The organism is Collinsella tanakaei (assembly GCF_021531055.1).
Lineage (GTDB): Bacteria > Actinomycetota > Coriobacteriia > Coriobacteriales > Coriobacteriaceae > Collinsella > Collinsella tanakaei_B.
Genome location: NZ_JADYTL010000003.1, coordinates 198665 through 224306, shown reverse-complemented (window position 1 = coordinate 224306; position 25642 = coordinate 198665). Strand labels below are relative to the sequence as shown.

Here is a 25642-nt window from a genome sequence, read left to right as displayed (position 1 = left end):
TGGTGGTGTTGACGCTCGTGTTCTCGTCCGTGACGGCGGTGTGGAGCCTGTCGCGGGCGGGTGACGTCCAGGTGAGCGCCGACAGCGCCGCGTTGGCCGGTGCGAATGTGGTCTCGTCGTATACGACCGCGGCGACGGTCGTCGATGCGAGCGTGGCGAGCCTTGGGTTCGCGGGGCTCCTGACGACCGGCGTCGGGCTGGTCGGCCTGTTGATTCCGCCTGTGAGCGCCGCGGCGAGCGAGGTGGTGGACGCCGGGGTGCGCATCTTGGACGCGCGGAACCGATTCGCCGCGTCGGCGTCCGAGGGGTTGCAAAAACTGGAGTCCTCGCTGCCCTACCTGGTGGGCGCGAACGCTGCGCGTCTGTGCGCTGCGCAGTCAACCGGCTCGTTGAGCTATTCCGGTGTCGCTTTGGCGGTGCCCCGCGACTCCGCCTCGGAGTTTCCGGCGATCGAGGGCGCGAAGATCGATACCGAGGGCCTGTCGGATGTTGCCGACGACTTGGAGGAAGTGGCCGACGAGCTGGAGAAGGCGAGCGAGGCGACCGCTGCCGCAAAGGAACGGGCGTGGATCGCGGACTGCGGGCGTGATGGCATGAACATGCAGGAACGTGCCGCCCGGCTGAGCGGACTCAGTGCGAGCGAGAACCCCGATTACGCATCGAGTATCACATGGGACCCTATCGTGGGGCTTCGACGCGCTCGGGCGTACTATCGCTGGCGCGCCGAGCACGAACAGGCCGAGGGGTCGAGTGCCGAGGCGCGTGCCGATTCCGCTGCGCGTCGCGCATTTTACCGGTACGCATCGAAGCAGATGGACCGTGCGACGATCGAGGAACGCGACGGGCGCGTCATCTCGACGGTACCGCTGCTGCCGAAAAACACCTCAGAGGTCCGTCGCACCTCCCTGTACACCGATCCCGTGTGGCAATCGAGCGAGGAGCCCGGGGGCACGACGCTGCACTATGGGGCGGATTGTCCGGGTATCACCGGTCCGTTGGGCAGTCTGATCTCGCTGGCGACGCTTGCCGGCGGCGGGGCTCGCGAATGCGAGGTCTGCCACTTCGACGTGGGCGACCTGGGCAAGACGCCGGCGGCATCGACCTCGATCGACAACGGGTTCGAATATCACCTGCGCGAGTTCACGCTGGCGCTCGATGAGTACGTCGAATGCCGCAACCGCGAGCTGGCGCTCGAGCGCGAGGCTCGCGACCAGGCCGACGTGGCGGGTGATGCGTTCGAGGAGGCGCTCAGCGTGCTCGGGTCGAAGCGGCCGCGCATCGCACCGCCCGGACGCTACGGCTGTCTGTCGTTGGTGGTGTCGGGGGAGGTCGTATCTCCCAGGGAGCTGGACACGGCGTTCTCGGAGGCGGCGACGCTCGATCGGCGCGGCGCGATATCGGCGGCCGTGCTCGCACCGGAGGCCGAGACGGAGCAGAGCAACGTGCTCTCGTCGTTTTTCGCCACGATCGAGGAGCGGTCCTCGTCCGATGGGGTGGTCGGTTTGGTCGGGAGCGTGATGGACCTGTGGGGTCGCCTGCTCGTATCGTATGGGGATTTGAGCCAGGGACTCTCCGATATGGCCGATGATCTGCTCGGTTCGCTCGATGGGATGGGCGCGGGGCCGATTGCGAGCTGGCTGCGCGACCGGCTCGGCGATGCCGTTCACGCGCTCGACTTGGAGCCGGTCGATCTACGACTCAAAAAGCCGGTGCTCACGGATACCTCGAACGTGATCGCGCGTTCCGGCATGGCGTCGCTCGGCGATGCACAGGGCCTGTTGCGTTCCATCCCGTTGGGCACGACCGATCCCGGGGCGCTGCTCCAGGCGGTCGGCTATCAGGTGGGCGATTACATCGTATCGGCGGAGTTCACGATAGCCGAGATCCCCCTGCCTGCCGGAGGGAGCATCCCGCTGACGATCCGCCTGCGCGACGTGCTCGGCACGTCCGGTGGGAGGTGAGGCCCATGCGCTCGCTTGTCGTGGAGACGCGCGCGCAGGCGACCGTGGAGATGGTCGTCGTCGCGCCCGTGTTGATCGTGCTGGCGTTGATCGTCTACAACGTGATGATGTTCGCATCGGCGACAGCGCGCTTCGACCGCGTCGCACCGGACGTGGTGATCGCACACGCGGTCTCGCCGGCGGGGTCCGGCGGCTTGGGTGTGGCCGGGCAGGTGGCCGAGCAGCTCGAACGCGCGATGGAGGGCTACGAGGTGGAGGTCGAGGTGACCTGCGATGCCGATGACGCTTCCGGCGGCTCGATGCTGACGCTTGTGGGCGCTCCACGGACCTATCGCTGCACGATGCGGTATGCGCCGTGGCCGAGCGGCCTGTCCATCGCGGGCGTGAATCTCGGGGCGCCGGCGCACTTGGAGCACGTGCGCAGCGTGGTGGTCGATCCGTGGAGGCCGGGGGTGGTGCTGTGAGGGGTCCCTGTCCGGATTGGGAGCGGGCGGCAGCGATCGCCGCCCGCACGTTGGGCTGGGCGCAGGTCGACATCGTGGTCGCCCGCCGTTTCGTGGACCGGCTGCTGGGGATGGCCATGCGCATACCGCCCGACGAGCGTGCGGTCATGTGCTTTCCCGCGTGCCGGTCGGTCCATACGTGGGGCATGCACTATCCGCTCGATGTCGTGTTCATCGATCGTGCGGGCAACGTCGTGCGCTTGTGCCGAAACGTCGGTCCCGGTCGCGTGCTGTGCTGTGTCGACGCCGACGCGGTGCTGGAGCGTGCGGCGATATCGGCGGCTTCTTCCTATCGCCGGCAGGGGCCATGTGACGTTTGCGGTTCACGTGCCTCTTAGGTAGTACAAATCAGTTCAAAAACAGATTAATAACGGATGAGAAACGGATATACTTGTGCTGAGATTCGAATGGAGTCAAAACAAGAGCGAAGCGAATCTCGTCAAGCACGGGATCGATTTCGCCGAGGCGACGGCGCTCTGGTCCGATCCGTATGGGCTCGTCATGCCTTCCAATAGGCGGGGCGAGCGGCGGTATTCCCTCTATGCGCGGCATTCCGGTGTGGTATGGACGGCGGCGTATACGATGCGAGGGGACATTATCCGGGTTATCACGGTGCACAGGGCGACAAGGTGGGAGGCGGCCGAATATGACCGATATCGTTTTGAGCGGTGAGGAATTCGACGAGCTGGTCGATAACGGTATGGATACGACGGCATTCATCGATTGGCCGGCGTTCGAGGAACTCGACCCTCGCTACAAGCAGACACGCCGCATCAGCGTGGACGTTCCGCTCTCGTTGCAACTTCGTCTCGATGCCGCTGCGGAACGGCGTGGTGTCACGCGCCAGTCGCTGATCAAGATGTGGCTCACCGATTGTCTGGATGCCGACGACGACCGCCGCGCGAAGATCGAGGTCGAGCGCGCTCGTGCACGTGTGCGCATGCAATCCATGGCGAAGCGCACCGCAGGGCCGCAGCGAGACGACGCCGAGGAGCAAGCGTAGCACTCCTGTGTCCGGGGATCTTTCGACTTCGGTGCCGGCAATGGGTTCGTGTGGGCGGTTTTGCAGGCGGTTTCAAAAAAGACCGAAATCGGGCTTGACCGGCTTGCTGGTTTCGGTATACTAAACGAGCTGTCGTTCGCGGCAGACTTGGCCAGATAGCTCAGTTGGTAGAGCAGAGGACTGAAAATCCTCGTGTCAGGGGTTCGAATCCCTTTCTGGCCACCATACGATGTGAAAGCGTCCGGCGTGCATGCGTCGGGCGCTTTTTTCATAGTCGCCAGGAAAGGGGCCGGTATGCCAGAGAGAATCCGCGGTGTGAACCTGTCCGGTTGGTTTATTCCGGAACCCTGGGTGACGCCTTCGCTGTATGCCGCGACGGGTGCGGCGAACGAGGTCGAGCTGCAGCAGGCGCTGGGATCGACCGTTTACAGCGAGCGCCTTCGCCGCCATTACGAGACGTTCGTGAGCGAATTCGACTTCAACCGCATGTCCGCCATCGGGTTCAACTCGGTGCGCCTGCCGGTGCCGTGGTACGTGTTCGGTTCGCAGGGAGACTCGCTGGCACACATCCCCGCGATCGACTATGTCGACCGTGCGATGGAGTGGGCCGAGAAGTACGACATGACCATCCTGCTCGACTTGGCCAACGTGCCTGGCGGCCAGGGTGATTCCAACGATCGCGCGACGACGCCGGAGACCACGGCGGACTGGCATTCGACCACCAACGGGCGTGCGATCGCGCTCGACGTGCTCGGCAGGCTGGCCGAGCGCTACGCGTCGAGCTCGGCGCTGCTCGGTATCGAGTTGCTCGACTCCCCGGTCATGAGCGTGCGGACGAGCCTGTTCAACGTGACCGAGGGCATTCCCGCCCACTATCTGCGCAACTACTACCGCGATGCGTACGATCTGCTTCGGACCTATCTGTCCGAGGACAAGCTGATCGTGTTCTCCGCGTCCGGATACCCCGAGATGTGGAAGCGCTTCATGAGCGGGTCCAAGTACCAAAACGTGTACATGGACCTGCATCTGTACCATTACCGCGACGACAACGCCATCGATATCACCTCGCCCAAGGGCATCACCCGCGCGGTCGCGCGCAACCGCAAGCTCATCAGCGCCGCCAAGGATTGCGGATTCCCCGTGATCGTGGGCGAATGGTCCGCCGCCGCCGTGCTGTCGAGCTCGACGGTGACGCCGGAGGGCCGTTCCGCGTACGAGCGCGTGTTCATCTCGAGCGAGCTCGCGAGCTTCTCCGAGGCGGCGGGCTGGTACTTCCAGACCTGGAAGACCGAGAAGCGCATTCCGTCGTGGGATGCGCGCGTGGCGCTGGCGCCGCTCGAGCGCGCGATGATCGATTAGTCCATGGGGGAGATAAAGCGCATGGGACGCCTGTACGTGGTGGGGACCCCGATCGGCAATCTGGGGGATTTGACCCCGCGCGCCGCCGAGGCGTTTCGCACGGCCGATGCCGTGTGTTGCGAGGACACGCGTGTGACCTCCAAGTTGCTCGCCCACTTGGATATCTCGCGTCCGCTCGTGCGCTGCGACGAGAACGTGATCGCCACGCGGGCGCCGCAGCTCGTGGAGCGTATGCTTGCGGGGGAGACGATCGCGTTCGCGTCCGATGCCGGCATGCCGAGCGTGTCCGATCCCGGCCAGGTGCTCGTCGACGCGGCGCGCGAGGCGGGTGTCGACGTCGAGGTCGTACCCGGTCCGTCTGCCTGCGTGACGGCGCTCGTCGCGAGCGGGATCCCGTGCGAGCATTTCTTCTTCGAGGGCTTTTTGCCGCGCAGGCACGGGGAGCGGGTGCGACGGCTTCGTGAGCTCGCCGCCATTCCCGGCGCCCTGCTGTTCTACGAATCCCCGCATCGTATCGAGGCGACGCTCGTCGCCATCGCCGAGGTGTTCCCGGCGCGCTGCGTCGCGTTGTGCCGCGAACTCACCAAGCTGCACGAGGAGGTGCTGCGCGATCGCGCGCCCGAGCTGCTCGAGACGGTCCGTGCGCGCGGGGAGCTGCGCGGCGAGATGGTCGTGGTGGTTGCGCCCCCTACGGCCGATGAGCTTGCATCTAGGACCTCGATACCCGTCGATGCGTGCGAGACGGATCCCGACGAGGCGCTGCGCGGCGACATCCGCGAGGCGCTTGCCGCCGGCGAGCCCGCTTCGGCGATCGCCAAGCATCTGTCGCAGCGCTATTCGCGTCGCAAGCGCGAGGTGTACGACCTCGTGCTCGAGCTTCAAGACGCTTGATTCATTCTTGGCGCTCGATGTGGCTGTTTTATTCATCCGCGTCGGCGTGTTTCGCGCGCCGGATCGTTCGTTTTCCGCCGTGGTGACAAAATCGCGCCTTTTCTAGTTGAAATCGTGCCGCAATACCCTCGGATTCGATCCAGCGACATGTCGGAAAGCCCGGCAAGTTCGTATATTGTGCGCATAGCGTTCAAAACGGGCATAAAAAAAGTCCGATATGGCCGTCTTGAAAATGTATAGCCCTGCGTACCCCGCTCATGTAACTAGAAAGTGCCCGTTTTTGTAACTCGCAGCGCGGGTGAACCGAAAACAGCCGTCTAGAAAGCGTGGCGCGCACGGCAATGGACGCCCCTAAGCTGCGATTGCGCTAGAATGGCAACTTGATTGACTATTTTGCGTATCCACTACCGACGAGGAGAGGCAGCGCCACCATGGAGCACACCAAGCCGTCCTATTACATCACCACGCCGATCTACTACGTGAACGCCGCACCGCATCTGGGCACGGCGTACTCGACGATCATGGCTGACGTCCAGGCGCGTTTCCGCCGCTCGATGGGCTATGACGTCATGTTCCTGACCGGCATGGACGAGCACGGCCAGAAGGTCGCCGAGGCCGCCGAAGCCCACGGCATGACCCCGCAGGAGTGGTGCGACTCCCAGGCGCCGCTGTTCCACGCGCTGTGGGAGGAGCTCGAGATCTCCAACGACGACTTCATCCGCACCACGGAGAAGCGCCAGGAGCATGCGGTCCAGTACCTGTGGGAGCGCATGAAGGAAGCCGGCTACATCTACAAGGGCAACTACGACGGCTGGTACTGCGTGCCCGACGAGACCTACTTCACCGAGACCCAGGTCGAGAAGGCCGACGAGGAGCGCGGCACCAAGGGCGAGCACCTCTGCCCGGATTGCGGCCGTCCGCTGCAGCGTATCAAGGAGGAGAGTTGGTTCTTCAAGCTCTCCGAGTTCCAGGATCGCCTGCTCAAACTGTATGACGAGCACCCGGACTTCGTGCAGCCCGACTTCCGCATGAACGAGGTGCGCACCTTCGTCGCCGGCGGCCTGCAGGATCTGTCTGTGTCGCGTAACAACATCGACTGGGGCATCCCGCTGCCCTTCGGCGACGGGCATGTGACCTACGTGTGGTTCGACGCGCTGCTCAACTACATGACCGCCGTGGGGTACGGTGTGGACTCCGACGAGGCGCGCGCCGAGCTCGCGTATCGCTGGCCTGCGCAGACGCACATCGTGGGCAAGGACATCATCCGCTTCCACTGCGTCATCTGGCCGGCGATGCTCATGGCGATCGGTGAGGCTCTGCCGGAGCACGTGTTCGCCCACGGCTTCCTCACCGTGCGCAACGAGGAGACCGGCAAGGCCGAGAAGATGTCCAAGTCGCGCGGCAACGCCATCGCCCCGCGCGAGGTCATCGACCTCATGGGTGTCGAGGGTTACCGCTACTACTTCATGACCGACGTGGTGCCCGGCTCCGACGGCGCCATCTCCTTCGGCCGCATGAAGCAGGTCTACAACGCCGATCTGGCCAATAGCTGGGGCAACCTGATCTCGCGTTCGCTCAACATGAGCGCCAAGTACTTCGACGGCTGCGCGCCGGCCAAGCCCGCCGCGACCGATGCGTTCGCGAATCCGCTGGCCGAGGTGGCCGACGGTCTGGTCGTGCGCTACGCCGACAAGATGGGCGCCTTCGCCTACGGCGAGGCGGCCGCCGAGGTCATGGAGCTCATCCATGCCGCCAACCACTACATCGAGGACTCCGAGCCCTGGGCGCTCGCCAAGGATCCGGCGCGCGCCGACGAGCTCGCGTTCGTGATCTACAACCTGCTCGAGGCCATCCGCATCTGCGCTCACCTGCTCGCGCCGTTCATGCCCGCCACGAGCGCCGAGGCGCTGCGCCGCATCTCGTGCGCCGACGAGGCCGCGACCGATGACCTTGCCGCCGCCTGTACCTGGGGCGGCCTTGCCGGCGGCGCCCCGGTGGAGAAGGGCGACGCCCTGTTCCCGCGCCTGATGGACTAGTCACGCACGGCGCGAAGGAATCGACCGCCGCATGCTGGAGGCTCCGTCGCCTGCGGTATGCGGCGTATTCGGCACGCGGTTGCCGCGAGAGGAGCGACATGACGACATCGCCGTTGGCAAGCCCCGGCGCGACGCGCGCGCTGCTGGAGACCTACGGGCTGGCGACCAAGCATCGCCTGGGTCAGAACTTCCTGATCGACAACCATGTGATCGAGAAGATCATGGAGCTCGCGTCGCTTTCCGGCGATGAGCGCGTGCTGGAGGTGGGCCCCGGCATCGGAACGCTCACGCTCGCGCTGCTGCAGGAGGCGGCGCACGTGACCTCGATCGAGGCGGATGCCGAGCTTGAGCCCGTGCTGCGGACGCACGCGCTGCATCACGATTCGTTCTCCTACATCATGGATGATGCGTTGCGGGTCGAGCCCGAGCGGATCGCCGAGGTGTCGGGCGGTGCGCCGACCGTCATGGTCGCCAACCTGCCCTACAACGTGGCCGCCACGATCATCTTGCAGTTCTTCCAGACGATGCCCGAGCTTGAGCGGGCGGTCGTCATGGTGCAGAAGGAGGTCGCGGACCGCATCGCGGCGCACCCGGGTACCAAGGCCTACGGCGCCTATACGGTCAAGTTGTCGCTGCTTGCGCAAGTAACCGGTCGCTTCGAGGTGCCGCCGCGCTGCTTTAGCCCGGCGCCGCATGTTGACTCGGCGGTCGTTCGGCTGGAGCGTGTGGCAGGCGAGGAGCTGGCGGTTTCGCGCGCGTTCGTCGCCCAGGTGGTAGACGCCGCGTTCACGCAGCGCCGTAAGACGATCCGCAACTCGATGTCGTCCTCGGGCTTTGACAAGGCCGCGCTTGACGCGGCGTTTGCCGCGTGCGACATCGCACCGACGGCGCGTGCCGAAACGCTCGATACGACAACCTTCGTGCGTCTGGCCTGCGCGCTCGCCGATTCCCGGGAGGGCGAGGCGTGATGGGCGACGTGAAGGAGCATTCCGAAAACCGGGGGCCGGCGGACACCGCCGCCCTCCTGTCGCTGACGTACACCAAGAAAACGAAGCGCTTCGAGCTGCCCGCGCTCGGCGCGCCGGTGGTCGATACGCATGCACACCTGATGAGCTTTTGGCGCGCGAACCCGGCGGGCGCGCTCGCCCGTGCCGCGGCGGCGGGGGTGGAGCGCATGGTGACCATATGGGATCCGCTGTCCGATGTCCGTTACGCACCGACGGCCGCGGCCTATCATGAGCTGCTGTGTGAGTGGATCGCCGAGGCGCGCGCCTTGTACGAGCAGGGTCTCCGCGATGGTGCCGTCGACACCGCCCGTGCGACGCCGCAGCTGTTCGACCATGTGGGTTACCTTGCCGGCGTGCATCCGTACGGTGCGCCCGATTACACCGACGAGGTGCATGGCCTTGTCGCAGCGGCACTCGACGACCCGCTGTGCCTGGGCGTGGGCGAGATCGGTCTGGATTACCATTTCGATGCCGACGACGACATCGAGGCGGCGCCCCACGACGTGCAGATCGCGGCGATGTCCCGTCAGCTCGCCCTTGCCTGCGAACGCAACATGCCGGTCGAGTTGCACTTGCGCCACGAGAACGACGATGCCGCGCGGACGTCGCATGAGGACGCCTATCGGGTGTTGTGCGAGGTCGGCGTGCCGTCGGCGGGGTGCGTGCTCCACTGCTTTGGCGAGGATCGGGCGACGGCCGAGCGTTTCGTCGAGCTCGGCTGTTACATCGCGTTCGGTGGGGCGGCGACGTTCAAGCGCAACGACGAGGTGCGCGAGGCGTTTGCGGCGTGCCCACTCGACCGCATCGTCTTCGAGACCGACTGTCCCTACATGGCGCCCGAGCCCATCCGCGGTATCGAGTGCGAGCCGGCGATGATCTGCCAGACGGCCAAGCTGCTGTCCGAGGACCGCGCCCAGCGCACGGGCGAGAAGGTCGACGAGATCCTTGCCGCCGCGCGCGAGAACTCGCTCCGCCTGTTCGGTTAACTCCAGCTGGGACGAAAAATCGCACCGGGACTGAAAGCGGGCCACGCGTTATCCTGCGCCGCCGGATGCAAAAGCGACAAGGTTGTACCTGGCACCATCTTGTCGGCAGGGATGCTACTCCGCGAGCACTTCCGTGCAGCAGGCGTTCAGCTTTCGAATCGTGCCGCGCATGTCCTCCTCTTTGGCCTCGGGGTGGATGGCGCAGATGCGCAGGCACGTCCGCCCGTTGAGCACGGTGGTGAACACGCCCGCGTAGCCGCTTTCCACGATGCGGCGCGAGATCTCGGTGTTCAACGCGTCGCATGCCGCGTCGTCGAGGCCCGCGGGCGCGTAGCGGAAGTTCACCATGGCCATCTGAGCCGGCGAGACGATCTGGATATCCGGGTTCTTGCGGGCCTCGTCCTCCGCCCAGCGCGCGAGCGTGAAGCCGTGCTCCACCGCCGAGCCGAGCCCGTTCGCACCCATCGCTTGCAGCGTGAACCACAGCTTGAGACCGCGTGCGGGCCGTGTGAGCTCGGGACCCAGGTCCCACGGGTTGATGAGGCCGGCGCCCTGCTCGAGGTCCTTGAGGTACTCCGGGTGCGTGCTATAGGTCGAAAGCAGCGTACGCCGACGATGGAGGTGTTCATGAAAATGTTGCGTGAGCACGTTCCGTGCACGCCGGGCGCACCGGCTTGCGGTAGCGTCGATGGCGACGAACAGGTACGATACACAGCTATGACCGAGGCGTGCGCGTCTCGGTGACGCAACACGATGGCGAGGGGCGGAACACATGGCAAAGGCCGACAAACAGACGGACGCATCGATCGAGCAGGTTTCGCAGGCGGATGCCGATAGCGCCGCGAAGGCCGAGGTAAAGAGCACCGCCACGACCAACCGGCGTGCCGTCGACCGCGATATCCTGCACAACCTGCCCGGTACCAAGGCCATGTTCGTCGTGATCGTCGCGGCGATCATCGCCTACGTGCTGTCCCGCGTGGGCGCGTACTTCGATATCGATGTGCTCTTCCGCGGTGGCACCATGGTGTGCTTCAGCCTGCTCATCATGGGCGGCCTCATGTACTTCCATTCATACGGCATCGCCAAGAAGCTGACGCGCGAGCGCCGCGAGCAGGAAGAGCAGCAGTAAGGACGCCGGACATCGAGATGGCGCGTCGTCTGCGGGCGTCGCGACGGTGATACGCGGGAGCGAACATGGCCAAGAAAAAGAAGAAGCAGCGCACGCCGCAGCAGGTTCAGGGTGAGACGAAGACCTCGTCGCGGCGTGAGGGCAACACCGCCCAGGTCCGTCGCGTCAAGGAGCTTCGCGACCAGCCGGTACGCGAGCGCTCGGTCGACAACGACATCCTTTTCTCCCTGCCCGCCATCAAGGCGATGCTCGCCGCGTTGGCCGTGGGCATCGTCTGCTACGTGCTGTCGTATTTCGGCGAGGCCCTGGGAATCGGGCAGATGCAGCAGGTGTTCCACATCGCGAGTTACGCGCTGTTCGCGATCTCGTTCGTGCTGCTGGTCATCGGCCGCGTGCAGGGTAAGCGCCGCACGGCCCAACGTCGCGCGGAGCAACGATAGTCCAATCGGGTCGGCTCGGAATCGGACCGGCGTGAACATACGTCCGACCTGATTCCACACCTCTCACATCCGCGACAAGGTTATAGCGACAAGATTGTACCTGGCACCATCTTGTCGCCGGCAGGTATGTTTCGCTATGCCGCTTCGTCGAGCTCCGACATCGTGAGGGGCTCGCTCACGACCGTGCCTTCAGCGCAGGTCGGCTGGCCGGTTACCGTGCGCACGATGCGATCGAGCTGCACAAGCACCCAGCTGATCGGATCGGGGGCGCTCACATCCTCGGCACTCACCAGATCGACGGTGGCGATATCCTTGCCCTGCTGGGAGAGCGTGAGGGTTCCCACCTTCTGACCGGCTTCGACGTTGCCCGTGATGGTGTCGAAGGCAACCTCCTGCTCGACGTCGCCGCCCATGCTGAACACGGAGACCGTCTGCTCGGGATCGGCGAGGGTCACATCGACCGTCTTGTCCGTCCAGTCGGCATGCGGGGCGCGCGCCACGAGCGGCTGACCATTGAGCGCCGTCCTATCGGTGTTGGCGACCGGATAGGACACGACGTGTCCGTAGTACCAGTTCGCCAGCGTCTCGGTCTGGTCGAAGCGCGCCTCGTCGTCCTCGCAGCCCAGCACGACCGTGTAGATCTCGCCGCCTTCGTCGCGCAGGAACGCGCCGACGAAGCAGTGACCCGCATCGTCGGTCCAGCCGGTCTTGCCGCCGATGTTGCCGTCCTTGCCCAGCAGGATGTTGTACTCCGTCATATCGATGGTGCGCTCCTCGCCGTCCTCGCCCGTGACGGTGATGCTGGTGTCGGTGCTCGAGGTGAGCGCGCGGAAGTCCTCGTTTTGCATGGCGTAGGCGAACATCTTGGCCACGTCGCGCGCCGACGCGTGCAGCTCGCCCTCCCATTCATCGAAGTCAAGGCCGTGGGGATTGGAGAACACGGCCTCGTCCATGCCGATCTCGTCCGCCTTGTCGTTCATGGCCTGCACGAACGTGGCCAGCGGGTCGTCGCTTTCGGGGTCGAGCTTCGCGCCGACGGTGGTGGCGATGGCCATGGCGGCGTCGTTGCCCGAGGGGATGAGCAGGCCGCGGAGCGCCTCCTCCATGGTCAGGACGTCGCCTTCGCGCAGGTTGGCAGACGACTGTCCCACCGTCGCGGCCGCACGGTCGACCACGACGGTATCGTCGAGCTCGGAGTTCTCGAGCGCCACGATGGCGGTCATGACCTTGGTGATGGAGCCGATCTCGATCTGCGCGTCGGCGTCGCGCTCGTAGTAGACGGTGCCGTCCTTGCCGACGACGATGGCGTTGCGCGCGTCGATGTCCGGGCGGTCCTCGGCGGGATCTTGGCGCTCGGACTCGGCGATGCCGCAGATGATGTCCGTATCGGGCTGGTCGGCCAAGGCGGGCGCAGGGGCGGTGGCGAGGCAGATGCCGAACATGAGGCTTGCGGTGACGGCCGCCGCACGGCGGGAGGCAAGGACGCAGGCGCGGAAGGGTTTCATGGCGGTTCGCTTTCGTTGCGACGGGTGTCGGTTCTCGTGATGTCGTTTAGGAAAGTATACCGGTACGGGCGGGTATATGCCGCAGGTTCGCGTTCGGTTCAAACGATAATCCGCGCATCGCGCACGCCGGGTCGATGCGGGCGACGACGCACCCCTTAAGCGCGACTTAATCTCGCGTGGCAAAACGATGGTCGCGCGGCGCGTTGGGCATAATGGAGGGGTGTCGGAGGGAGACCGGATGGATACGCATATCCTCATCGTCGACGACGAGAAAGCCATCACCGATTTGGTGGGCATCTATTTGCAAAACGAAGGATACCGGGTGACGCTCGCCTATAACGGCGCCGACGCCGCCAAGGCGATCCTCGAACAGGATTTCGACCTCGCGGTCCTCGATATCATGCTCCCCGACATCGATGGATTCGAGTTGTTGCGCACCATCCGCGCCGAGCACACCTATCCGGTCATCATGCTCACGGCGCGCGGGTCGCAGGCCGACAAGATCGAGGGCCTGTCCATGGGCGCCGACGACTACGTGGTCAAGCCGTTCCGTCCGCTGGAGCTCGTGGCGCGCTGCAAGGCGCAGTTGCGTCGCTACACCAGTTACGGGAGCCGCTCGGGCGAGGCGGACGACGTGGAGCTCACGGTCGACGGGCTCACGATCAACAAGGATTCCCGCGTCGTGACGGTCGATGAGCGACCCGTGCGCTGCACGCCGCTCGAATATTCGATCCTGCTGTACCTGGTCGAGCACCGCGGCAAGGTCGTGTCGGTCGAGGATCTGTTCCGCGCGGTGTGGGGCGAGGAGTTCATGGCGAGCTCGTCCAACACCGTCATGGTCCACATCCGCCACCTGCGCGAGAAGATCGGCGACGACGCGAGCAACCCGCGTTTCATCAAGAACATCTGGGGAGTGGGGTACACGATTGAGGGCTAGCGAGCACCACGGGCGGCGCGGCGAGCATGCGCCCGTGAACCCGGCCACCGGGTTGCCGAATGTCGCCGGAGGCACCGCGTGGGAGCCGATTCCCGCGCAGACCGACGATGCCGCGGGCGATTCCGACATGGTCGCCGAAGCGACGACTCCTGACGCGGCGGACACGACCTTTGCGACCGTCTCCGGCTCGACGATGACCACCGGTGCGCAGGTCGGTCATGGCCGCACACCCGATGAAGCGCGGCAGGGCGCCGACACCCCTGCTGCCGCACCGCAAGTCGCGGCGCCGTCCTCGGCGTCCGCCCGGGCGGTGGAGGCCCCGGTGACGCCTGCCGACGAGGAGCATGCCCAGTTCATGTCGATGTACGACAAGCTGATGGCGATCCTCGACAACCGCGTGCTCGCCACGGTCATCCTCATCCTGCTCGACTTCGCGGTGGTGGGCCTCGACAGCTTTTTGCTGTTCGTGGCCGTGCTGTTCGCCGGGTTCGTGCTGCTCGACCGCGTCGCGAACGTGCGCCGTGTCATCGCGCTCGGCGGCATACCCTGGTTGGCCATGCTGGCCGTCGGTCTGCTGCTCGCCGACCGCGTGGGCTACATCGCGGTGGGCATCGACTAACTGTTCATGTTCTGCGGCTTCATGCTCGCGGTCTCGGTGTGTGGCGTGTTCTTCATCGGCCAGTTGCTCTACGGCTACGGCTACGAGCGCGGCCAGATCGACGCGGATCGTGCGGTGGCGGAGCATATGGTCGACCGCCTGATCGAGCATCCGGACGACTGGGGGACGGTCGACGGCGATTACCTCGAGGTCGAAGGCGCCTTGAACCGGGTGCGCGACCGTCAGCGTGCCGCCGAGCAGGCGCTGCGCGACGAATCGAGCCGCAAGGACGATCTGGTCACCTATCTCGCGCACGACCTCAAGACGCCGCTGGCGAGTGTGGTCGGCTACCTGTCGCTGCTGCACGAGGCACCCGATCTGCCCGAGGAGCAGCGTGTGCGCTTCACGGGCGTGGCGCTCGAGAAGGCGCATCGGCTCGACGCGTTGATCGAGGAGTTCTTCGACATCACGCGCTTCGACTTCCACGATATCGTGCTCACGCGCGGGTACGTGGACTTGAACCTCATGATGGCACAGGTGGTCGACGAGTTCTACCCGACCCTTGCCGAGCAGGATAAGACCGCCGACATCGAGATTCCCAACGGTCTGATCGCGCTGGTCGATGGCGACAAGATGGCGCGCGTGTTCAACAACGTGATGAAGAACGCCATCGCGTACAGCTACGAGGGGACGACGATCCGCATTTCGGCGGATCGCTCCGACGGTGCGGTGCATATCCGCTTCGAGAACCATGGCGATCCGATTCCCGAGCCCAAGCTCAAGGTGATCTTCGAGAAGTTCTACCGTCTCGATGCCGCGCGCACCACGAATCGCGGCGGTGCGGGTCTGGGCCTTGCTATCGCCAAGGAGATCGTGGTCGCCCACGGCGGCCAGATCACCTGCGAGTCTTCGCCCGAGCACACCGTCTTCACCATCACCCTGCCCGAGTAGGCGAGGGGGCGGCGGCGTAAAAACACCCCAGGGGTTATTCTACATGGGGCGATGTCAGCATCGCCCCATGTAGAATAACCCCTGGGGTGTTTTTACGCCGCCGCCCCCTCGCCGGGGTGTTTTTACGCCGGCCTCCCGCCATACCGCTTTACATTCTCCTGACAATACCTTTTCGGCCGCATGAAACGCAGCTCGTAATGTAGAGCGAGCTATGACAGCGTGCCCGAGGAGGTATCAGGGTGAACGAGATGGAGCAAGCGAGCAAGGCGAGCGCATCGGCCGATGCCATCGCGGCAGCCGTGAAGGACGCCCATGACCGCGAACTGGGCGTGACGCCTCGACAGCAGCAGACGCCCGAGGAGCGCCCGGTGCGCATGTCCGTCGAGCACCTCGATCTGTACTACGGCGACCACCAGGCCCTGAAGGATGTCTCGATCGATATCCGCGACCGCGAGATCACCTCGTTCATCGGCCCGTCGGGCTGCGGCAAGTCCACCCTGCTGCGCTGCCTGAACCGCATGAACGACATGGTCAAGGACTGCCGCATCGAGGGCACGATCACCCTCGACGGCCAGGATATCTATCGCGACTACAACGTGACGCGCCTGCGTCAGCAGGTCGGTATGGTCTTCCAGCGGCCCAACCCGTTCCCCATGAGCATCTTCGACAACGTCGCCTACGGCCCGCGCGGCCTCGGTATCAAGAACCGCTCCGAGCTCGAGCAGATCGTCGAGGAGTCCCTGACCGGCGCCGGCCTGTGGGACGAGGTCAAAGACAAGCTCAAGCAGTCCGGCCTGGGGCTTTCGGGCGGCCAGCAGCAGCGCCTGTGCATCGCCCGTGCCATCGCGGTCAAGCCGCAGGTCCTGCTCATGGACGAGCCCACGAGCGCCCTCGACCCCATCTCGACCGTCCAGGTCGAGCAGCTCTGCATGGAACTCAAGCGCGACTACACACTCGTCGTCGTGACGCACAACATGCAGCAGGCGTCGCGCATCTCCGATTCGGTCGCGTATTTCCTGCTCGGCGAGCTCGTGGAGCACGCGCCCACCGCCGAGCTGTTCACCAACCCCAAGGATAGCCGCACGGCCGACTACCTGACCGGTCGCTTTGGCTGATGGCGTCCTGATCGAGCCGGTGGCAGACGGATCGGGGGCAGCTTCTTTTCCGTTGTGTGCAACGGTGGGGCCGTCCCCCGTTCGCTTCGATGACGGGGTAAGATAGGGGCGGTTGCAAGGAAGGCGGTCAGCGATGATCTACTACGTCGAGGATGACGATAACATCAGGGGTTTGACGCTGTACGCCCTGCGTCAGCAGGGTATCGAGGCCGAGGGCTTCGCAAGCGACAGCGAGTTCAAGGCGGCGGTCGCCCGTCGCGTGCCCGATGCCGTCCTGCTCGACATCATGCTGCCCGACACCGACGGCCTGCAGATCATGCGCCGCCTGCGCGCCATGCCCGAGACCGCGACCGTCCCCATCATGATGCTCACCGCCAAGGATACCGAGCTCGACAAGGTCGTCGCGCTCGACGGCGGCGCGGACGACTACCTCACCAAGCCGTTCTCCCTCATGGAGCTCACGAGCCGTTGCCGCGCCCTGCTGCGCCGCGGCGGCATGACCAAGCAGGTGAGCGACGTGCTGTCCGCCGACGGCATCGTGCTGTCGCCCAGCCATCGCCGCGTGACGGTCGACGGCGAGGAGGTCAAGCTCACGCTGCGCGAGTTCGACCTGCTCGAGTACCTCATGCGCAAGCCCGGCATCGTGTTCAGCCGCGAGGCGCTGCTGCAAAGCGTCTGGGGCTGGGACTTCGACGGCGGCTCGCGCACGGTCGACGTGCACGTGCAGACCCTTCGCCAAAAGCTCGGCGACCACGCGGGCAGCATCGAGACGGTGCGCGGCGTGGGTTACCGCTTTGCCGGCAAGGAGTCCTAACGCCATGCGCCGCCGCTCGAGGTGCGCCCGATGAGCGCCGTTCGCCGTTCGCTGTCCCACCGCGTGTTCGCCACCGTGTTCGCCGTGGCGATGGTCGTGGTGGCCGTGTTCTCCCTCGCCGGGACCGCCTACGTCCAAAGCCGTCTGGTGTCGCTTGCGCACGAGGAGCTCGACAGCCAGGCCGACGTCGTGCGCGCTGCGCTCGACAGCATGCCCGACGACAAGTTCATCCTGCGCAACCTCGAGCTGGGCAACACGCGCATCACCCTGATCGATACCGACGGCACGGTGCTCTACGACACCGAGGCCGAAGCCGACACGATGCCCAACCACGCGAGCCGCCCCGAGGTCGCGAGCGCCTTCGCCAACGGACGCGGCGACGCGGAGCGCGCAAGCACCACGCTCGGCGAGGTCATGCTCTACGAGGCGGTGCTGCTCGAAAACGGCACGGTCGTGCGTCTGGCGCAGGAGCAGGCCGGTTACCTGTCCATCCTGGTGGGCATGCTGCCGCCGCTCGCCGTGCTCGTCGCGCTGTGCGCCATCGTGTCGCTGGTCGCCGCCCGCCGTGAGTCGCGCGCGATCATCGAGCCGCTGCTCGAGGTCGACCTCGACCACCCCGTCCGCAACGTCGAGAACGCCTATACGGAGATGGTCCCCATGCTCGAGCGCATCGAGACGCAGCGCCAGGAGCTCAAGCGCCAGGTGCGCGTGCTCGCCGACAACGACCGCATGCGCCGTGAGTTCACGGCCAACATCACCCACGAGCTCAAAACGCCGCTCACCGCCATCTCCGGCTATGCGGAGCTTATCTCGAGCGGCATGGTGTCCGACGAGGCGGACCAGCGCGACTTCGCCCATCGGATCTTCAACGAGGCGGGTCGTCTGACCGCGCTGGTCAACGACATCCTCACGTTGTCGAACCTCGACGAGGCCGAGCGCGACGAAGCCGGGTCGTCCTCCGACAGCGTGCTGGGGACCCGCGAGCCGGTCGATCTGCCCCGCACGCTCGACACGGTCTACCATCGCCTGGAGACCGTGGCCGACGTGAACGGGGTCACCCTGTCGGTCAAACCGCAGCGCGCGATCGTGCTCGGCGTGCCGCGCCTGCTCGACGAGCTGGTGTACAACCTGGCGAGCAACGCCATCCGCTACAACAAGCCCGACGGCTCGGTGACCATGCGCTGCGGCATGGAGGACGGCGCGCCGTTCATCAGCGTGGAGGACACCGGCATCGGCATCGCGCCCGAGGAGCAGGAGAAGGTGTTCGAGCGGTTCTACCGCGTGGACAAGAGCCGCTCCAAGGAGCGCGGCGGCACGGGACTCGGCCTGGCGATCGTCAAGCACGCGGCGGTGTTCCACGACGCCACGATCTCGGTGGACAGTGCTCTGGGCGAGGGGACGACCATCACCGTGCGGTTCCCCGCCGGCGACCAGGAGCTCGGCGAGCTGTTCTAGGGGCCCGATAGGGGGTGGGGCTCAGGGGACGCCCTGGCGCGCGCTCCGTATCGGGGCGGCCGAGCGGCGTCCCGCATCGGGAGGTGTGCGCTCCTGCGGGGTTTCCGGCGTGTTCTTTTGGGTTTTTCGCGGCGTCGGTGCTGGACTGCCCACCTCGTTGTTTTGCCGTATGCGTTTGGATATCATTAACGGAGCTTTTGCGTGCGGCACGCTCATCTTTGGTCGGGTGACGTGCCGCGGATACGCTCGAATCGGATGTACCTTCGCCCTTGGGTCCTGATTCGGTCGGAAGGGTGAAATATCAGATTCGGAGGGGCGTCTCTATGACGTTGCTAGAGCTGTTTCAGCTGCTAAAAAGGCATGTAAAGCTGGTGGTCGCACTGCCGTTGGTCTGCGCGGTCGCCATGGGCGTCTTCAGCTTCGTCGCCATGGACGATGTGTACACCGCGCAGACGAGCATGTACATCCTGGCGAATGAGGACACCTCCCAAGGTCAAAGCACCTACTACAACGACCTCAACGCGAGCCAGTTGCTGGCAAACGACATCGCCACGCTTCTGAACAGCGATCGCGTGAGCGCGGATGCCGCCAAGGCGCTGGGGCTCGAGAGCCTCGCCGACTACGATGCGAGCGTCACGAGCGAGACGACCACCCGCGTGGTCTCCCTCGCCGTGACGGGCCCCGATCCGGATGAGACCGCCGCCGTCGCCAACGAGATGGCGCGCCAGGTCTCGATCGTCGCCCAGGAGATCGAGATGGCCGACAGTATCAACGTCATCGACGAGGCGGTGTCCCCCGATGCACCGAGCGGCCCGAACCGCACCCTCTACGTCGCGGTGGCGTTCCTCGCCGGTCTGTTCCTCGCTGTTGCCATCGTCGTGCTCATGGACATGCTCAACACGCGGGTCCGCAGCACCGAGGAAGTCGAGGAGCTGCTCGACGTCTCGGTTATCGGCCGTTTCCCCACGATGAAGGAGGGCCGGTAATCCATGCCCCGCAAGAACGCGAAATCCACCAAGCTCGTCGTCCAGAACGCCGCGAAGACCCTGCTCGCCAACATCCGCTTCGCCGGCATCGACGGACCTATCCGCACCATCACGGTCACGTCGGCGATTCCGAATGAGGGCAAGTCGACCGTGGCGCTCAACCTGGCCCAGGCCATCGCGACGAGCGGCAAGTCCGTCGTGCTCGTCGAGTGCGACATGCGCCGCCAGAGCATCGCGTCGATGACCGGCGCGAGGAGCCAGGGCGGTATCTATGCCGTGCTCTCCAACCAGATGACCCTCGACGAGGCGGTCGCCAAGACCAGCCAGAAGAACATGTACGTGCTGCTCGCCGAGCCGCACATCATCAACCCGTCGGACGTCATCGCGTCCAAGAGCTTCGCGCGGATGGTCGAGGAGCTCGCCGATAAGTTCGAGTACGTCATCTTCGACACGCCCCCCGTGGGCGCGTTCGTCGACGCCGCCGAGGTCGGGCGCCTTTCGGATGGCGTGCTGTTCGTCATCCGCGAGAACTACTCCAAGCGCAACGAGATCGTCGAGGCGTTCGATCAGCTCAAGAAGGCCGAGGTGCACATCATCGGCGCTGTGGTGAACTGCTGTGAGGTCGATACCAGCGAGCATTACTACTCCTATTACTCGAAGGACGGCTCGCGGAGGACCGCTGGAAGCGTCGGCGTTCCCGACGTTGCGCGCGGCGACGGCTCAAGCTCCGTCGTCGGTGCCGGCGAGCATGCGGCTTCGCATGTGACGGCTCCCGTGTCGGACGCCCCCGCTGGCAAGCGCTTCGCCAACCGCAGGTAAGCCGATCGATTCGCGATGCGCGATATCCATGCCCACATCCTGCCGGGCGTCGACGACGGCGCCGCTAACCTGGAGGAGAGCCTCGCCATGCTCGAGGCCGCCAAGGCCGCGGGTGTGACGAGCATCGTGTGCACCCCGCATTGCCGCGACCCGTATTTCGACTACGACGCCATGTGGGATGCGTTCGAGCTGCTGCAAGCCCATGCCGGCGGTTTTCCGCTGCAGATGGGTTTCGAGGTCAACCATGCCAAGCTTATGGACCTCGGTATGGAGTGGGCCGACTATCTTCATTTCGACGGAGGCAACGAGTTTTTGCTCGAGCTGTCGACCCATGCCGGTAAACTTGAGTTCCAGGAATACGAGCGCACGATCTTCGAGCTGCAAGGGCGTGGCTACGAGGTGATCATCGCGCATCCGGAGCGCTATCGGGCCATTCAGGACGATGTCGACGTGGCGGTTCGCCTGATGCGCATGGGGTGCAAGCTCCAGGCGTCGGCCGATTTCATCGCCGGCGGCCGCTTGGGGCGCGAGCGTCGTCCGGCCAAGCTGATGTTCGACCGGATGATGTACACCTACATCGCGAGTGACGCGCATATTCCCGAGCATTATCGGTATCTTGCCGAGGCGCGCGAGAAGTTCCGCGTTCGCGGCAAGCACATGCGAGTTTAGGAGCCGACCATGGAATACGCCGTTCGTTTGGGTGCTCGCGACGATGCGTTCGAGGTTCGCCGGTGCGTGTTCATGGAAGAACAGGGCTACGAAAACGAGTTCGACGGCATCGACGACGATGCCGCCTGCCTGCATTTGACTGCCTATGCCGACGGTGAGCTCGCCGGCTGCGCACGTGTGTTCCCCGAGCCCTTGGAGCGCGCGCAGGCACCCGAGGCGCCGCAATCTCTCGTGAGCCCGTTCGATGACGGCGTTGCCCCCGATGCGATCTACCTGCTCGGTCGTGTGGCGGTGCTGCCCAAGTACCGCGGTCGCGGCATCGCAAGCCTGCTCGTGAAGGCGAGCGATGAGGCGGCGCGCGACGCCGGCGCCGAGGTTTGCAAGCTGCACGCCCAGGAGTACGTGCGCGACCTGTACGCCAAGCTCGGTTACGTCCAGATCTCCGACGTCGATTACGAGGACGAGGGCCAGCCGCACCTCTGGATGGCCAAGCGTCTTTCGTAGGCCTTGTTCGCCGTCTTTCGGGCTTCCGTATCGTTCATGATCGCGATTACGGTCACGAGAGCACGATTACTGTCAATCGACCGCATGTAAACGGAAGGCTGGTCCTGTCGGAAGGACTATGATTCGTCGCATGCCGCATACGGAACCACAAAACATGCCATTCGGGCATGCTCCGAGATGACTTTTATGCTGCAAGCTACTGATTCACCATCTTCGTCTGTTGCTGCGCGCCTTTTTTGGGTTCAGATTGACAGTAATCGTGCTCTCGCGACCGTAATCGCGATCATGAAGCGCCGCTGGTGTCATTTGCTCTTACCGTACCTCTTGATGGTGGGCAAAAGTTGCGCCTGCAAGATGTGCTGACGGTCTGCGAAATGTTCATCGCGGATTCTCAGGCGTTTTCCGATTGCCTTTACAATATCGGCGTGCAGCTTGTTGAGGAGATGCAACTCGGCAAGGTCTTCGTACCACACGTTGAGGATCGTGATCCCAGAGCCAACCAATCTGTTTTGGCGACGATCGTCGCGCTGAGTCTGCTCCGGCGGATGAGAGTCCCGACCCTTATACTCTAGGCCCACATTTGCACCCTTAATCAGAAGGTCTACCCACTTCGGGCCATCTGCCGTTTCGACCTCCTGATTCAAGGCAACCGGACCGATTCCGAATCCGCCCATCTTTCGTGGAAAGGTTACGAGTGCGGCAAGTGCGGTCTCCATCGGAGAGTTCGACCCATCGTAGATGAGGCGAAGCGCGCGGGCGGCGCGTTTCGCGCCACTAAAGCCTTTATTCGCACGGATGAAGCGCTCCAGCTTTACTGTCGAGGTCAGAGCCGCTTCGGTTTGCGTCAGTCCGTCCCATGAGTCATCGAGTAGGTACGTTCCGCAGAGCTCGAATCCTATGATGGCGAGGTCTTCAATGCCGATGCTGTCGTCTCGTGCTAAATCAATGAACAGTAATTCGGGGCTCACGATGTAGACATATCTGGATAGCTTAATGAGTGCACGTCGGGGGAGCTGTTTGGTTCTAAAGTGACCGACAACATCTTTGCGTGTCTTAGGAATTCTTTTGTTTACCAGTATGTGGTATGGCTTCGAGGCATTTAGACGCTCCATCTCGTCCTCTATTGCTTGAGGTAACGGGATGATCAGGTTGTCGATCTTGCCTGTACGAGGTTTCTCAAGAACGGTGGGGGCAACACGCTTGCTAGCTCGATACACTTCGAGCGCTGTCTTTCCGCACAGGCAGAATGTTTCTTTGCGAGACATGCTACACCTTTCCGTATTGCAAGATGAAGTGCACAATACTAAATATACGACTATATATAAAGAGAAGATTGTAAATACATAAAACACTAAGAAGTACGCAGTAAGATAGTGCTCGGCTGGTGCGCACTGTTGTGGTGAGTTTTTTGTTCGTGATCGCGATTATGGTCACGAGAGCACGATTACTGTCGTTGCGACGTCCATGAGGAGGCGGTTGGAGTCTGTGGCGCAGTTCACTTCTCGTGGCATGGGACGTTGACGCGGCTCACTTCTGCTGTTTTTCGCCGCAGAGCGCTGCATTGTACATTTTAGCGCGCTTTTCAAGGCGTTTCTGAGGGGTGATTCAGCGGCGGACTGACAGGAATCGTGTCATCGTGACCACGATAACGGAAACGAACGCTTACTCCGGCATGCGTCACGCGCCGGCAGGAGGGCGGCAGCCGAAGCCTAGTCATCTGGAGATAAATCTAAGTCTTTAACGCTCAGGTTTTATGAGCGCTGTTATGGGTAGTATAGTCACTGTTGAAAAATGGCAGATCCGGTTTGCCAGCATTTGCAAAACGGAGCAAGGAAGGAAGTCGTACGCCCATGCGCCAGTTCAAGACGGAGAGCAAAAAACTGCTCGACCTGATGATCAATTCCATCTACACCAATAAGGAGATCTTCCTGCGCGAGCTGATCTCCAACGCGTCGGATGCCGTCGACAAGCTCAATTTCAAGAGCCTGTCGGACGACAGCGTGAAGCTCGGCGAGGACGACCTTGCCATCCGCGTGTCGTTTGACCACGATGCCCGCACGCTCACCATCTCGGACAACGGCATCGGCATGACGGCCGATGAGCTCGAGAAGAACCTCGGCACGATCGCCCATTCCGGCAGCCAGGAGTTCAAGACCGAGAACGCCGACAGCCAGGGCGACGCCGTCGACATCATCGGCCAGTTCGGCGTCGGCTTCTATTCGGCGTTCATGGTGGCCAAGCACGTGCGCGTCGTGAGCCGCGCCTACGGTTCCGACGAGGCGAACGTGTGGGAAAGCGACGGCCTGGAGGGCTACACGATCGAGCCTGGCGAGCGCGCCGGTCACGGCACCGACGTCATCCTGACCATGCGCGATTCCGACGCCGACGCCAATGGCGAGGCTGGCGAGGACTACGATCGCTTCCTGACCGAGTGGGGCCTGCGCGACCTCATCAAGCGCTATAGCAACTACGTGCGCTACCCGATCCAGATGATGGTTTCCAAGAGTCGCCAGAAGCCCAAGCCCGAGGACGCAGGCGACGACTACAAGCCCGAGTACGAGAGCTACGAGGAGCTCGAGACCATCAACTCGATGACACCCATCTGGAAAAAGCGCAGCTCCGATGTCGAGCAGTCCGACTACAACGAGTTCTACAAGTCGACGTTCCACGATTTCGAAGATCCCGCACGCACCATCAGCTTCCACGCCGAGGGCACGCTCGAGTACGACGCTCTGCTGTTCGTGCCCGGCCGAGCGCCGTTCGACCTGTACAGCAAGGACTACGAGAAGGGCCTGGCGCTCTACAGCTCCAACGTCCTCATCATGGAAAAGTGCGCCGACCTGCTGCCCGACTACTACAACTTCGTGCGCGGCGTGATCGACTCGGCTGACGTGTCGCTCAACATCAGCCGCGAGACGCTGCAGCACGACCGCCAACTGCGCGCCATCGCGCGTCGCGTGGAAAAGAAGATCACCAGCGAGCTCGAGGACATGCGTGACAACGATCGCGAGACCTACGAGACGTTCTTCGAGAACTTCGGTCGCGGCCTCAAGTACGGTATCTACTCGAGCTACGGCATGAAGGCCGACGAGTTGGCCGACCTGCTGCTGTTCTGGAGCGCCAAGGAGCGCAAGATGGTCACGCTCGCCGAGTACGCGAAGGCCATGCCCGACGACCAGAAGGCCATCTACTACGCCGCAGGCGACGACCGTGATCGCCTGTCCAAGATGCCGGTGGTGACCGGTGTGCTCGCGCGCGGCTACGATGTGCTGCTGCTTACGTCCGACATCGACGAGTTCACGTTCCAAGCTATGCGCGAGTACGTGGCGCACGACCTGCCCAAGATCTACGAGGACGAGGCCGCTCGCGAGGCGGCGGCCAAGGCCGTGGCCGACGGCGCCGAGCCCGAGGTCGAGGATCGCCATCTGGAGCTCAAGAACGTCGCCGCCGGCGATCTGGATCTTGCCACCGAGGACGAGAAGAAGGACGCCGAGGAGGCGACCAAGGAAAACGAGGACCTGTTCGAGGCGATGAAGAGCGCGTTGGGCGACAAGGTCGAGAAGGTCGCGGTGTCGGCGCGTCTGGTGGGCGAGGACGAGTCTCCGGCCTGCATCACCACCGAGGGCATGCTGTCGCTCGAGATGGAGAAGGTCCTGCAGCGCGGTCCGGAGGGCGATATGGAGGGGCTGCCCAAGTCGCAGCGCGTGCTGGAGCTCAACGCCAAGCACCCGGTGTTCGCCAAGCTCGTCGCCGCGCAGAAGGACGGCGACACCGAGAAGGTCGAGCGCTATGCCGGTCTGCTGTACGACCAGGCGCTGCTGGTCGAGGGCATCCTGCCCGAGGACCCCGTTGCCTTCGCGGCAAGCGTGTGCGCGCTGATGTAGGGTACGGCGACGAGGCGGGTCCGCAGGGTCCGTACATGGAAAGGGCACCGACGCGCGTCGGTGCCCTTTTTGCTGCGTACGCAGATGGAA

The 25642-nt window shown here is 64.0% G+C and carries 26 protein-coding genes and 1 tRNA gene; 24 read left to right on the top strand and 3 right to left on the bottom strand.

Going from position 1 to position 25642, the window contains the following annotated elements:
* Nucleotides 1-2 precede the first annotated feature (2 nt).
* From I6E04_RS04635 to I6E04_RS04590, 11 genes are all read left to right on the top strand, one after another.
* Nucleotides 3-1961, top strand: a complete 1959-nt coding sequence (locus I6E04_RS04635; protein ID WP_235422020.1) for a hypothetical protein — start codon at nucleotides 3-5, stop codon at nucleotides 1959-1961.
* A gap of 5 nt (nucleotides 1962-1966) precedes the next feature.
* Nucleotides 1967-2425 (top strand): hypothetical protein, encoded by a 459-nt coding sequence (locus I6E04_RS04630; RefSeq protein ID WP_235421993.1) that lies wholly within the window; start codon nucleotides 1967-1969, stop codon nucleotides 2423-2425.
* Complete coding sequence (locus I6E04_RS04625) at nucleotides 2422-2802, top strand: DUF192 domain-containing protein (RefSeq protein WP_235421992.1); 381 nt, start codon at nucleotides 2422-2424, stop codon at nucleotides 2800-2802. The genes I6E04_RS04630 and I6E04_RS04625 overlap by 4 nt, the downstream gene beginning before the upstream one ends.
* 55 nt (nucleotides 2803-2857) lie before the next feature.
* Complete coding sequence (locus tag I6E04_RS09945) at nucleotides 2858-3136, top strand: BrnT family toxin (protein ID WP_419179986.1); 279 nt, start codon at nucleotides 2858-2860, stop codon at nucleotides 3134-3136.
* Complete coding sequence (brnA, locus tag I6E04_RS04620) at nucleotides 3111-3467, top strand: type II toxin-antitoxin system BrnA family antitoxin (protein WP_235421991.1); 357 nt, start codon at nucleotides 3111-3113, stop codon at nucleotides 3465-3467. The genes I6E04_RS09945 and brnA overlap by 26 nt, the downstream gene beginning before the upstream one ends.
* 149 nt (nucleotides 3468-3616) lie before the next feature.
* Nucleotides 3617-3692, top strand: a tRNA-Phe gene (locus I6E04_RS04615).
* A gap of 69 nt (nucleotides 3693-3761) precedes the next feature.
* Nucleotides 3762-4826, top strand: coding sequence for a glycoside hydrolase family 5 protein (locus I6E04_RS04610; protein WP_235421990.1), 1065 nt, complete (start codon nucleotides 3762-3764; stop codon nucleotides 4824-4826).
* Nucleotides 4827-4847: 21 nt separating this feature from the next.
* Nucleotides 4848-5717, top strand: a complete 870-nt coding sequence (rsmI, locus tag I6E04_RS04605) for a 16S rRNA (cytidine(1402)-2'-O)-methyltransferase (RefSeq protein WP_235421989.1) — start codon at nucleotides 4848-4850, stop codon at nucleotides 5715-5717.
* A 431-nt stretch (nucleotides 5718-6148) separates the two neighbouring features.
* Nucleotides 6149-7753, top strand: coding sequence for a methionine--tRNA ligase (gene metG, locus I6E04_RS04600; RefSeq protein WP_235421988.1), 1605 nt, complete (start codon nucleotides 6149-6151; stop codon nucleotides 7751-7753).
* Between the two features lie 98 nt (nucleotides 7754-7851).
* On the top strand, nucleotides 7852-8721 hold the full coding sequence (gene rsmA / locus I6E04_RS04595) for a 16S rRNA (adenine(1518)-N(6)/adenine(1519)-N(6))-dimethyltransferase RsmA (protein WP_235421987.1): 870 nt from the start codon (nucleotides 7852-7854) through the stop codon (nucleotides 8719-8721).
* The gene (locus I6E04_RS04590) at nucleotides 8721-9746 is read left to right on the top strand and encodes a TatD family hydrolase (RefSeq protein ID WP_235421986.1); all 1026 of its coding nucleotides are present in this window, start codon (nucleotides 8721-8723) and stop codon (nucleotides 9744-9746) included. The genes rsmA and I6E04_RS04590 overlap by 1 nt, the downstream gene beginning before the upstream one ends.
* A 114-nt stretch (nucleotides 9747-9860) precedes the next feature.
* On the opposite strand, the gene I6E04_RS04585 is transcribed toward I6E04_RS04590, so the two are convergent.
* A complete protein-coding gene (locus tag I6E04_RS04585; protein ID WP_235421985.1) occupies nucleotides 9861-10394 on the bottom strand; it encodes a pyridoxal-dependent decarboxylase in 534 nt (177 codons plus the stop codon).
* 124 nt (nucleotides 10395-10518) lie between these two features.
* Here I6E04_RS04585 and I6E04_RS04580 point away from each other — a divergent pair, with 124 nt between their 5' ends.
* Nucleotides 10519-10875: a hypothetical protein gene (locus I6E04_RS04580; protein ID WP_235421984.1), complete on the top strand. Its 357-nt coding sequence runs from the start codon at nucleotides 10519-10521 to the stop codon at nucleotides 10873-10875.
* Between the two features lie 65 nt (nucleotides 10876-10940).
* On the top strand, nucleotides 10941-11315 hold the full coding sequence (locus tag I6E04_RS04575) for a hypothetical protein (RefSeq protein ID WP_235421983.1): 375 nt from the start codon (nucleotides 10941-10943) through the stop codon (nucleotides 11313-11315).
* Between the two features lie 134 nt (nucleotides 11316-11449).
* Here the strand turns inward: I6E04_RS04575 and I6E04_RS04570 are convergent, their stop codons facing one another.
* Nucleotides 11450-12820, bottom strand: coding sequence for a D-alanyl-D-alanine carboxypeptidase family protein (locus tag I6E04_RS04570; protein ID WP_235421982.1), 1371 nt, complete (start codon nucleotides 12818-12820; stop codon nucleotides 11450-11452).
* Nucleotides 12821-13058: 238 nt separating this feature from the next.
* Here I6E04_RS04570 and I6E04_RS04565 point away from each other — a divergent pair, with 238 nt between their 5' ends.
* From I6E04_RS04565 to I6E04_RS04520, 10 genes are all read left to right on the top strand, one after another.
* Nucleotides 13059-13757: a response regulator transcription factor gene (locus I6E04_RS04565; protein WP_235421981.1), complete on the top strand. Its 699-nt coding sequence runs from the start codon at nucleotides 13059-13061 to the stop codon at nucleotides 13755-13757.
* Entirely contained in the window at nucleotides 13747-14376 is a 630-nt protein-coding gene (locus I6E04_RS04560) for a hypothetical protein (protein ID WP_235421980.1), read from the top strand. Before I6E04_RS04565 ends, I6E04_RS04560 begins: the two co-directional genes overlap by 11 nt.
* A gap of 6 nt (nucleotides 14377-14382) precedes the next feature.
* Nucleotides 14383-15306, top strand: coding sequence for a sensor histidine kinase (locus I6E04_RS04555; RefSeq protein WP_235421979.1), 924 nt, complete (start codon nucleotides 14383-14385; stop codon nucleotides 15304-15306).
* Nucleotides 15307-15680: 374 nt separating this feature from the next.
* On the top strand, nucleotides 15681-16421 hold the full coding sequence (gene pstB / locus I6E04_RS04550) for a phosphate ABC transporter ATP-binding protein PstB (RefSeq protein ID WP_328225427.1): 741 nt from the start codon (nucleotides 15681-15683) through the stop codon (nucleotides 16419-16421).
* A gap of 133 nt (nucleotides 16422-16554) precedes the next feature.
* On the top strand, nucleotides 16555-17235 hold the full coding sequence (locus I6E04_RS04545) for a response regulator transcription factor (RefSeq protein ID WP_235421978.1): 681 nt from the start codon (nucleotides 16555-16557) through the stop codon (nucleotides 17233-17235).
* Nucleotides 17236-17265: 30 nt separating this feature from the next.
* A complete protein-coding gene (locus tag I6E04_RS04540; protein WP_235421977.1) occupies nucleotides 17266-18690 on the top strand; it encodes a sensor histidine kinase in 1425 nt (474 codons plus the stop codon).
* 323 nt (nucleotides 18691-19013) lie between these two features.
* Entirely contained in the window at nucleotides 19014-19676 is a 663-nt protein-coding gene (locus tag I6E04_RS04535) for a YveK family protein (protein ID WP_235421976.1), read from the top strand.
* Nucleotides 19677-19679: 3 nt separating this feature from the next.
* The gene (locus I6E04_RS04530) at nucleotides 19680-20495 is read left to right on the top strand and encodes a CpsD/CapB family tyrosine-protein kinase (RefSeq protein ID WP_235421975.1); all 816 of its coding nucleotides are present in this window, start codon (nucleotides 19680-19682) and stop codon (nucleotides 20493-20495) included.
* A gap of 15 nt (nucleotides 20496-20510) precedes the next feature.
* A complete protein-coding gene (locus I6E04_RS04525; RefSeq protein WP_235421974.1) occupies nucleotides 20511-21164 on the top strand; it encodes a CpsB/CapC family capsule biosynthesis tyrosine phosphatase in 654 nt (217 codons plus the stop codon).
* 9 nt (nucleotides 21165-21173) lie between these two features.
* Nucleotides 21174-21668 carry a GNAT family N-acetyltransferase gene (locus I6E04_RS04520; protein ID WP_235421973.1) on the top strand — a complete coding sequence of 165 codons (495 nt, stop codon included), beginning with the start codon at nucleotides 21174-21176 and terminating at the stop codon, nucleotides 21666-21668.
* Nucleotides 21669-21970: 302 nt separating this feature from the next.
* On the opposite strand, the gene I6E04_RS04515 is transcribed toward I6E04_RS04520, so the two are convergent.
* Complete coding sequence (locus I6E04_RS04515) at nucleotides 21971-22933, bottom strand: hypothetical protein (protein WP_235421972.1); 963 nt, start codon at nucleotides 22931-22933, stop codon at nucleotides 21971-21973.
* 585 nt (nucleotides 22934-23518) lie between these two features.
* Between I6E04_RS04515 and htpG the strand changes: the two genes are divergently transcribed.
* Complete coding sequence (gene htpG, locus I6E04_RS04510) at nucleotides 23519-25552, top strand: molecular chaperone HtpG (RefSeq protein WP_235421971.1); 2034 nt, start codon at nucleotides 23519-23521, stop codon at nucleotides 25550-25552.
* The last annotated feature ends 90 nt before the right edge of the window (nucleotides 25553-25642 follow it).

Excerpts from the sequence above, each read along its gene's own strand:
- I6E04_RS04610 (WP_235421990.1), top strand. The coding sequence starts at position 3,762 with ATGCCAGAGAGAATCCGCGGTGTGAACCTGTCCGGTTGGTTTATTCCG.
- rsmA (WP_235421987.1), top strand. The coding sequence starts at position 7,852 with ATGACGACATCGCCGTTGGCAAGCCCCGGCGCGACGCGCGCGCTGCTG.
- I6E04_RS04520 (WP_235421973.1), top strand. The coding sequence starts at position 21,174 with ATGGAATACGCCGTTCGTTTGGGTGCTCGCGACGATGCGTTCGAGGTT.
- I6E04_RS04575 (WP_235421983.1), top strand. The coding sequence starts at position 10,941 with ATGGCCAAGAAAAAGAAGAAGCAGCGCACGCCGCAGCAGGTTCAGGGT.
- I6E04_RS04515 (WP_235421972.1), bottom strand. The coding sequence starts at position 22,933 with ATGTCTCGCAAAGAAACATTCTGCCTGTGCGGAAAGACAGCGCTCGAA.
- brnA (WP_235421991.1), top strand. The coding sequence starts at position 3,111 with ATGACCGATATCGTTTTGAGCGGTGAGGAATTCGACGAGCTGGTCGAT.
- I6E04_RS04555 (WP_235421979.1), top strand. The coding sequence starts at position 14,383 with ATGTTCTGCGGCTTCATGCTCGCGGTCTCGGTGTGTGGCGTGTTCTTC.
- I6E04_RS04540 (WP_235421977.1), top strand. The coding sequence starts at position 17,266 with ATGAGCGCCGTTCGCCGTTCGCTGTCCCACCGCGTGTTCGCCACCGTG.
- I6E04_RS04525 (WP_235421974.1), top strand. The coding sequence starts at position 20,511 with ATGCGCGATATCCATGCCCACATCCTGCCGGGCGTCGACGACGGCGCC.
- I6E04_RS04565 (WP_235421981.1), top strand. The coding sequence starts at position 13,059 with ATGGATACGCATATCCTCATCGTCGACGACGAGAAAGCCATCACCGAT.
- I6E04_RS04535 (WP_235421976.1), top strand. The coding sequence starts at position 19,014 with ATGACGTTGCTAGAGCTGTTTCAGCTGCTAAAAAGGCATGTAAAGCTG.
- I6E04_RS04530 (WP_235421975.1), top strand. The coding sequence starts at position 19,680 with ATGCCCCGCAAGAACGCGAAATCCACCAAGCTCGTCGTCCAGAACGCC.
- I6E04_RS04580 (WP_235421984.1), top strand. The coding sequence starts at position 10,519 with ATGGCAAAGGCCGACAAACAGACGGACGCATCGATCGAGCAGGTTTCG.
- rsmI (WP_235421989.1), top strand. The coding sequence starts at position 4,848 with ATGGGACGCCTGTACGTGGTGGGGACCCCGATCGGCAATCTGGGGGAT.
- metG (WP_235421988.1), top strand. The coding sequence starts at position 6,149 with ATGGAGCACACCAAGCCGTCCTATTACATCACCACGCCGATCTACTAC.
- I6E04_RS04590 (WP_235421986.1), top strand. The coding sequence starts at position 8,721 with ATGGGCGACGTGAAGGAGCATTCCGAAAACCGGGGGCCGGCGGACACC.
- htpG (WP_235421971.1), top strand. The coding sequence starts at position 23,519 with ATGCGCCAGTTCAAGACGGAGAGCAAAAAACTGCTCGACCTGATGATC.
- I6E04_RS04545 (WP_235421978.1), top strand. The coding sequence starts at position 16,555 with ATGATCTACTACGTCGAGGATGACGATAACATCAGGGGTTTGACGCTG.
- I6E04_RS04570 (WP_235421982.1), bottom strand. The coding sequence starts at position 12,820 with ATGAAACCCTTCCGCGCCTGCGTCCTTGCCTCCCGCCGTGCGGCGGCC.
- I6E04_RS04630 (WP_235421993.1), top strand. The coding sequence starts at position 1,967 with ATGCGCTCGCTTGTCGTGGAGACGCGCGCGCAGGCGACCGTGGAGATG.
- pstB (WP_328225427.1), top strand. The coding sequence starts at position 15,681 with ATGTCCGTCGAGCACCTCGATCTGTACTACGGCGACCACCAGGCCCTG.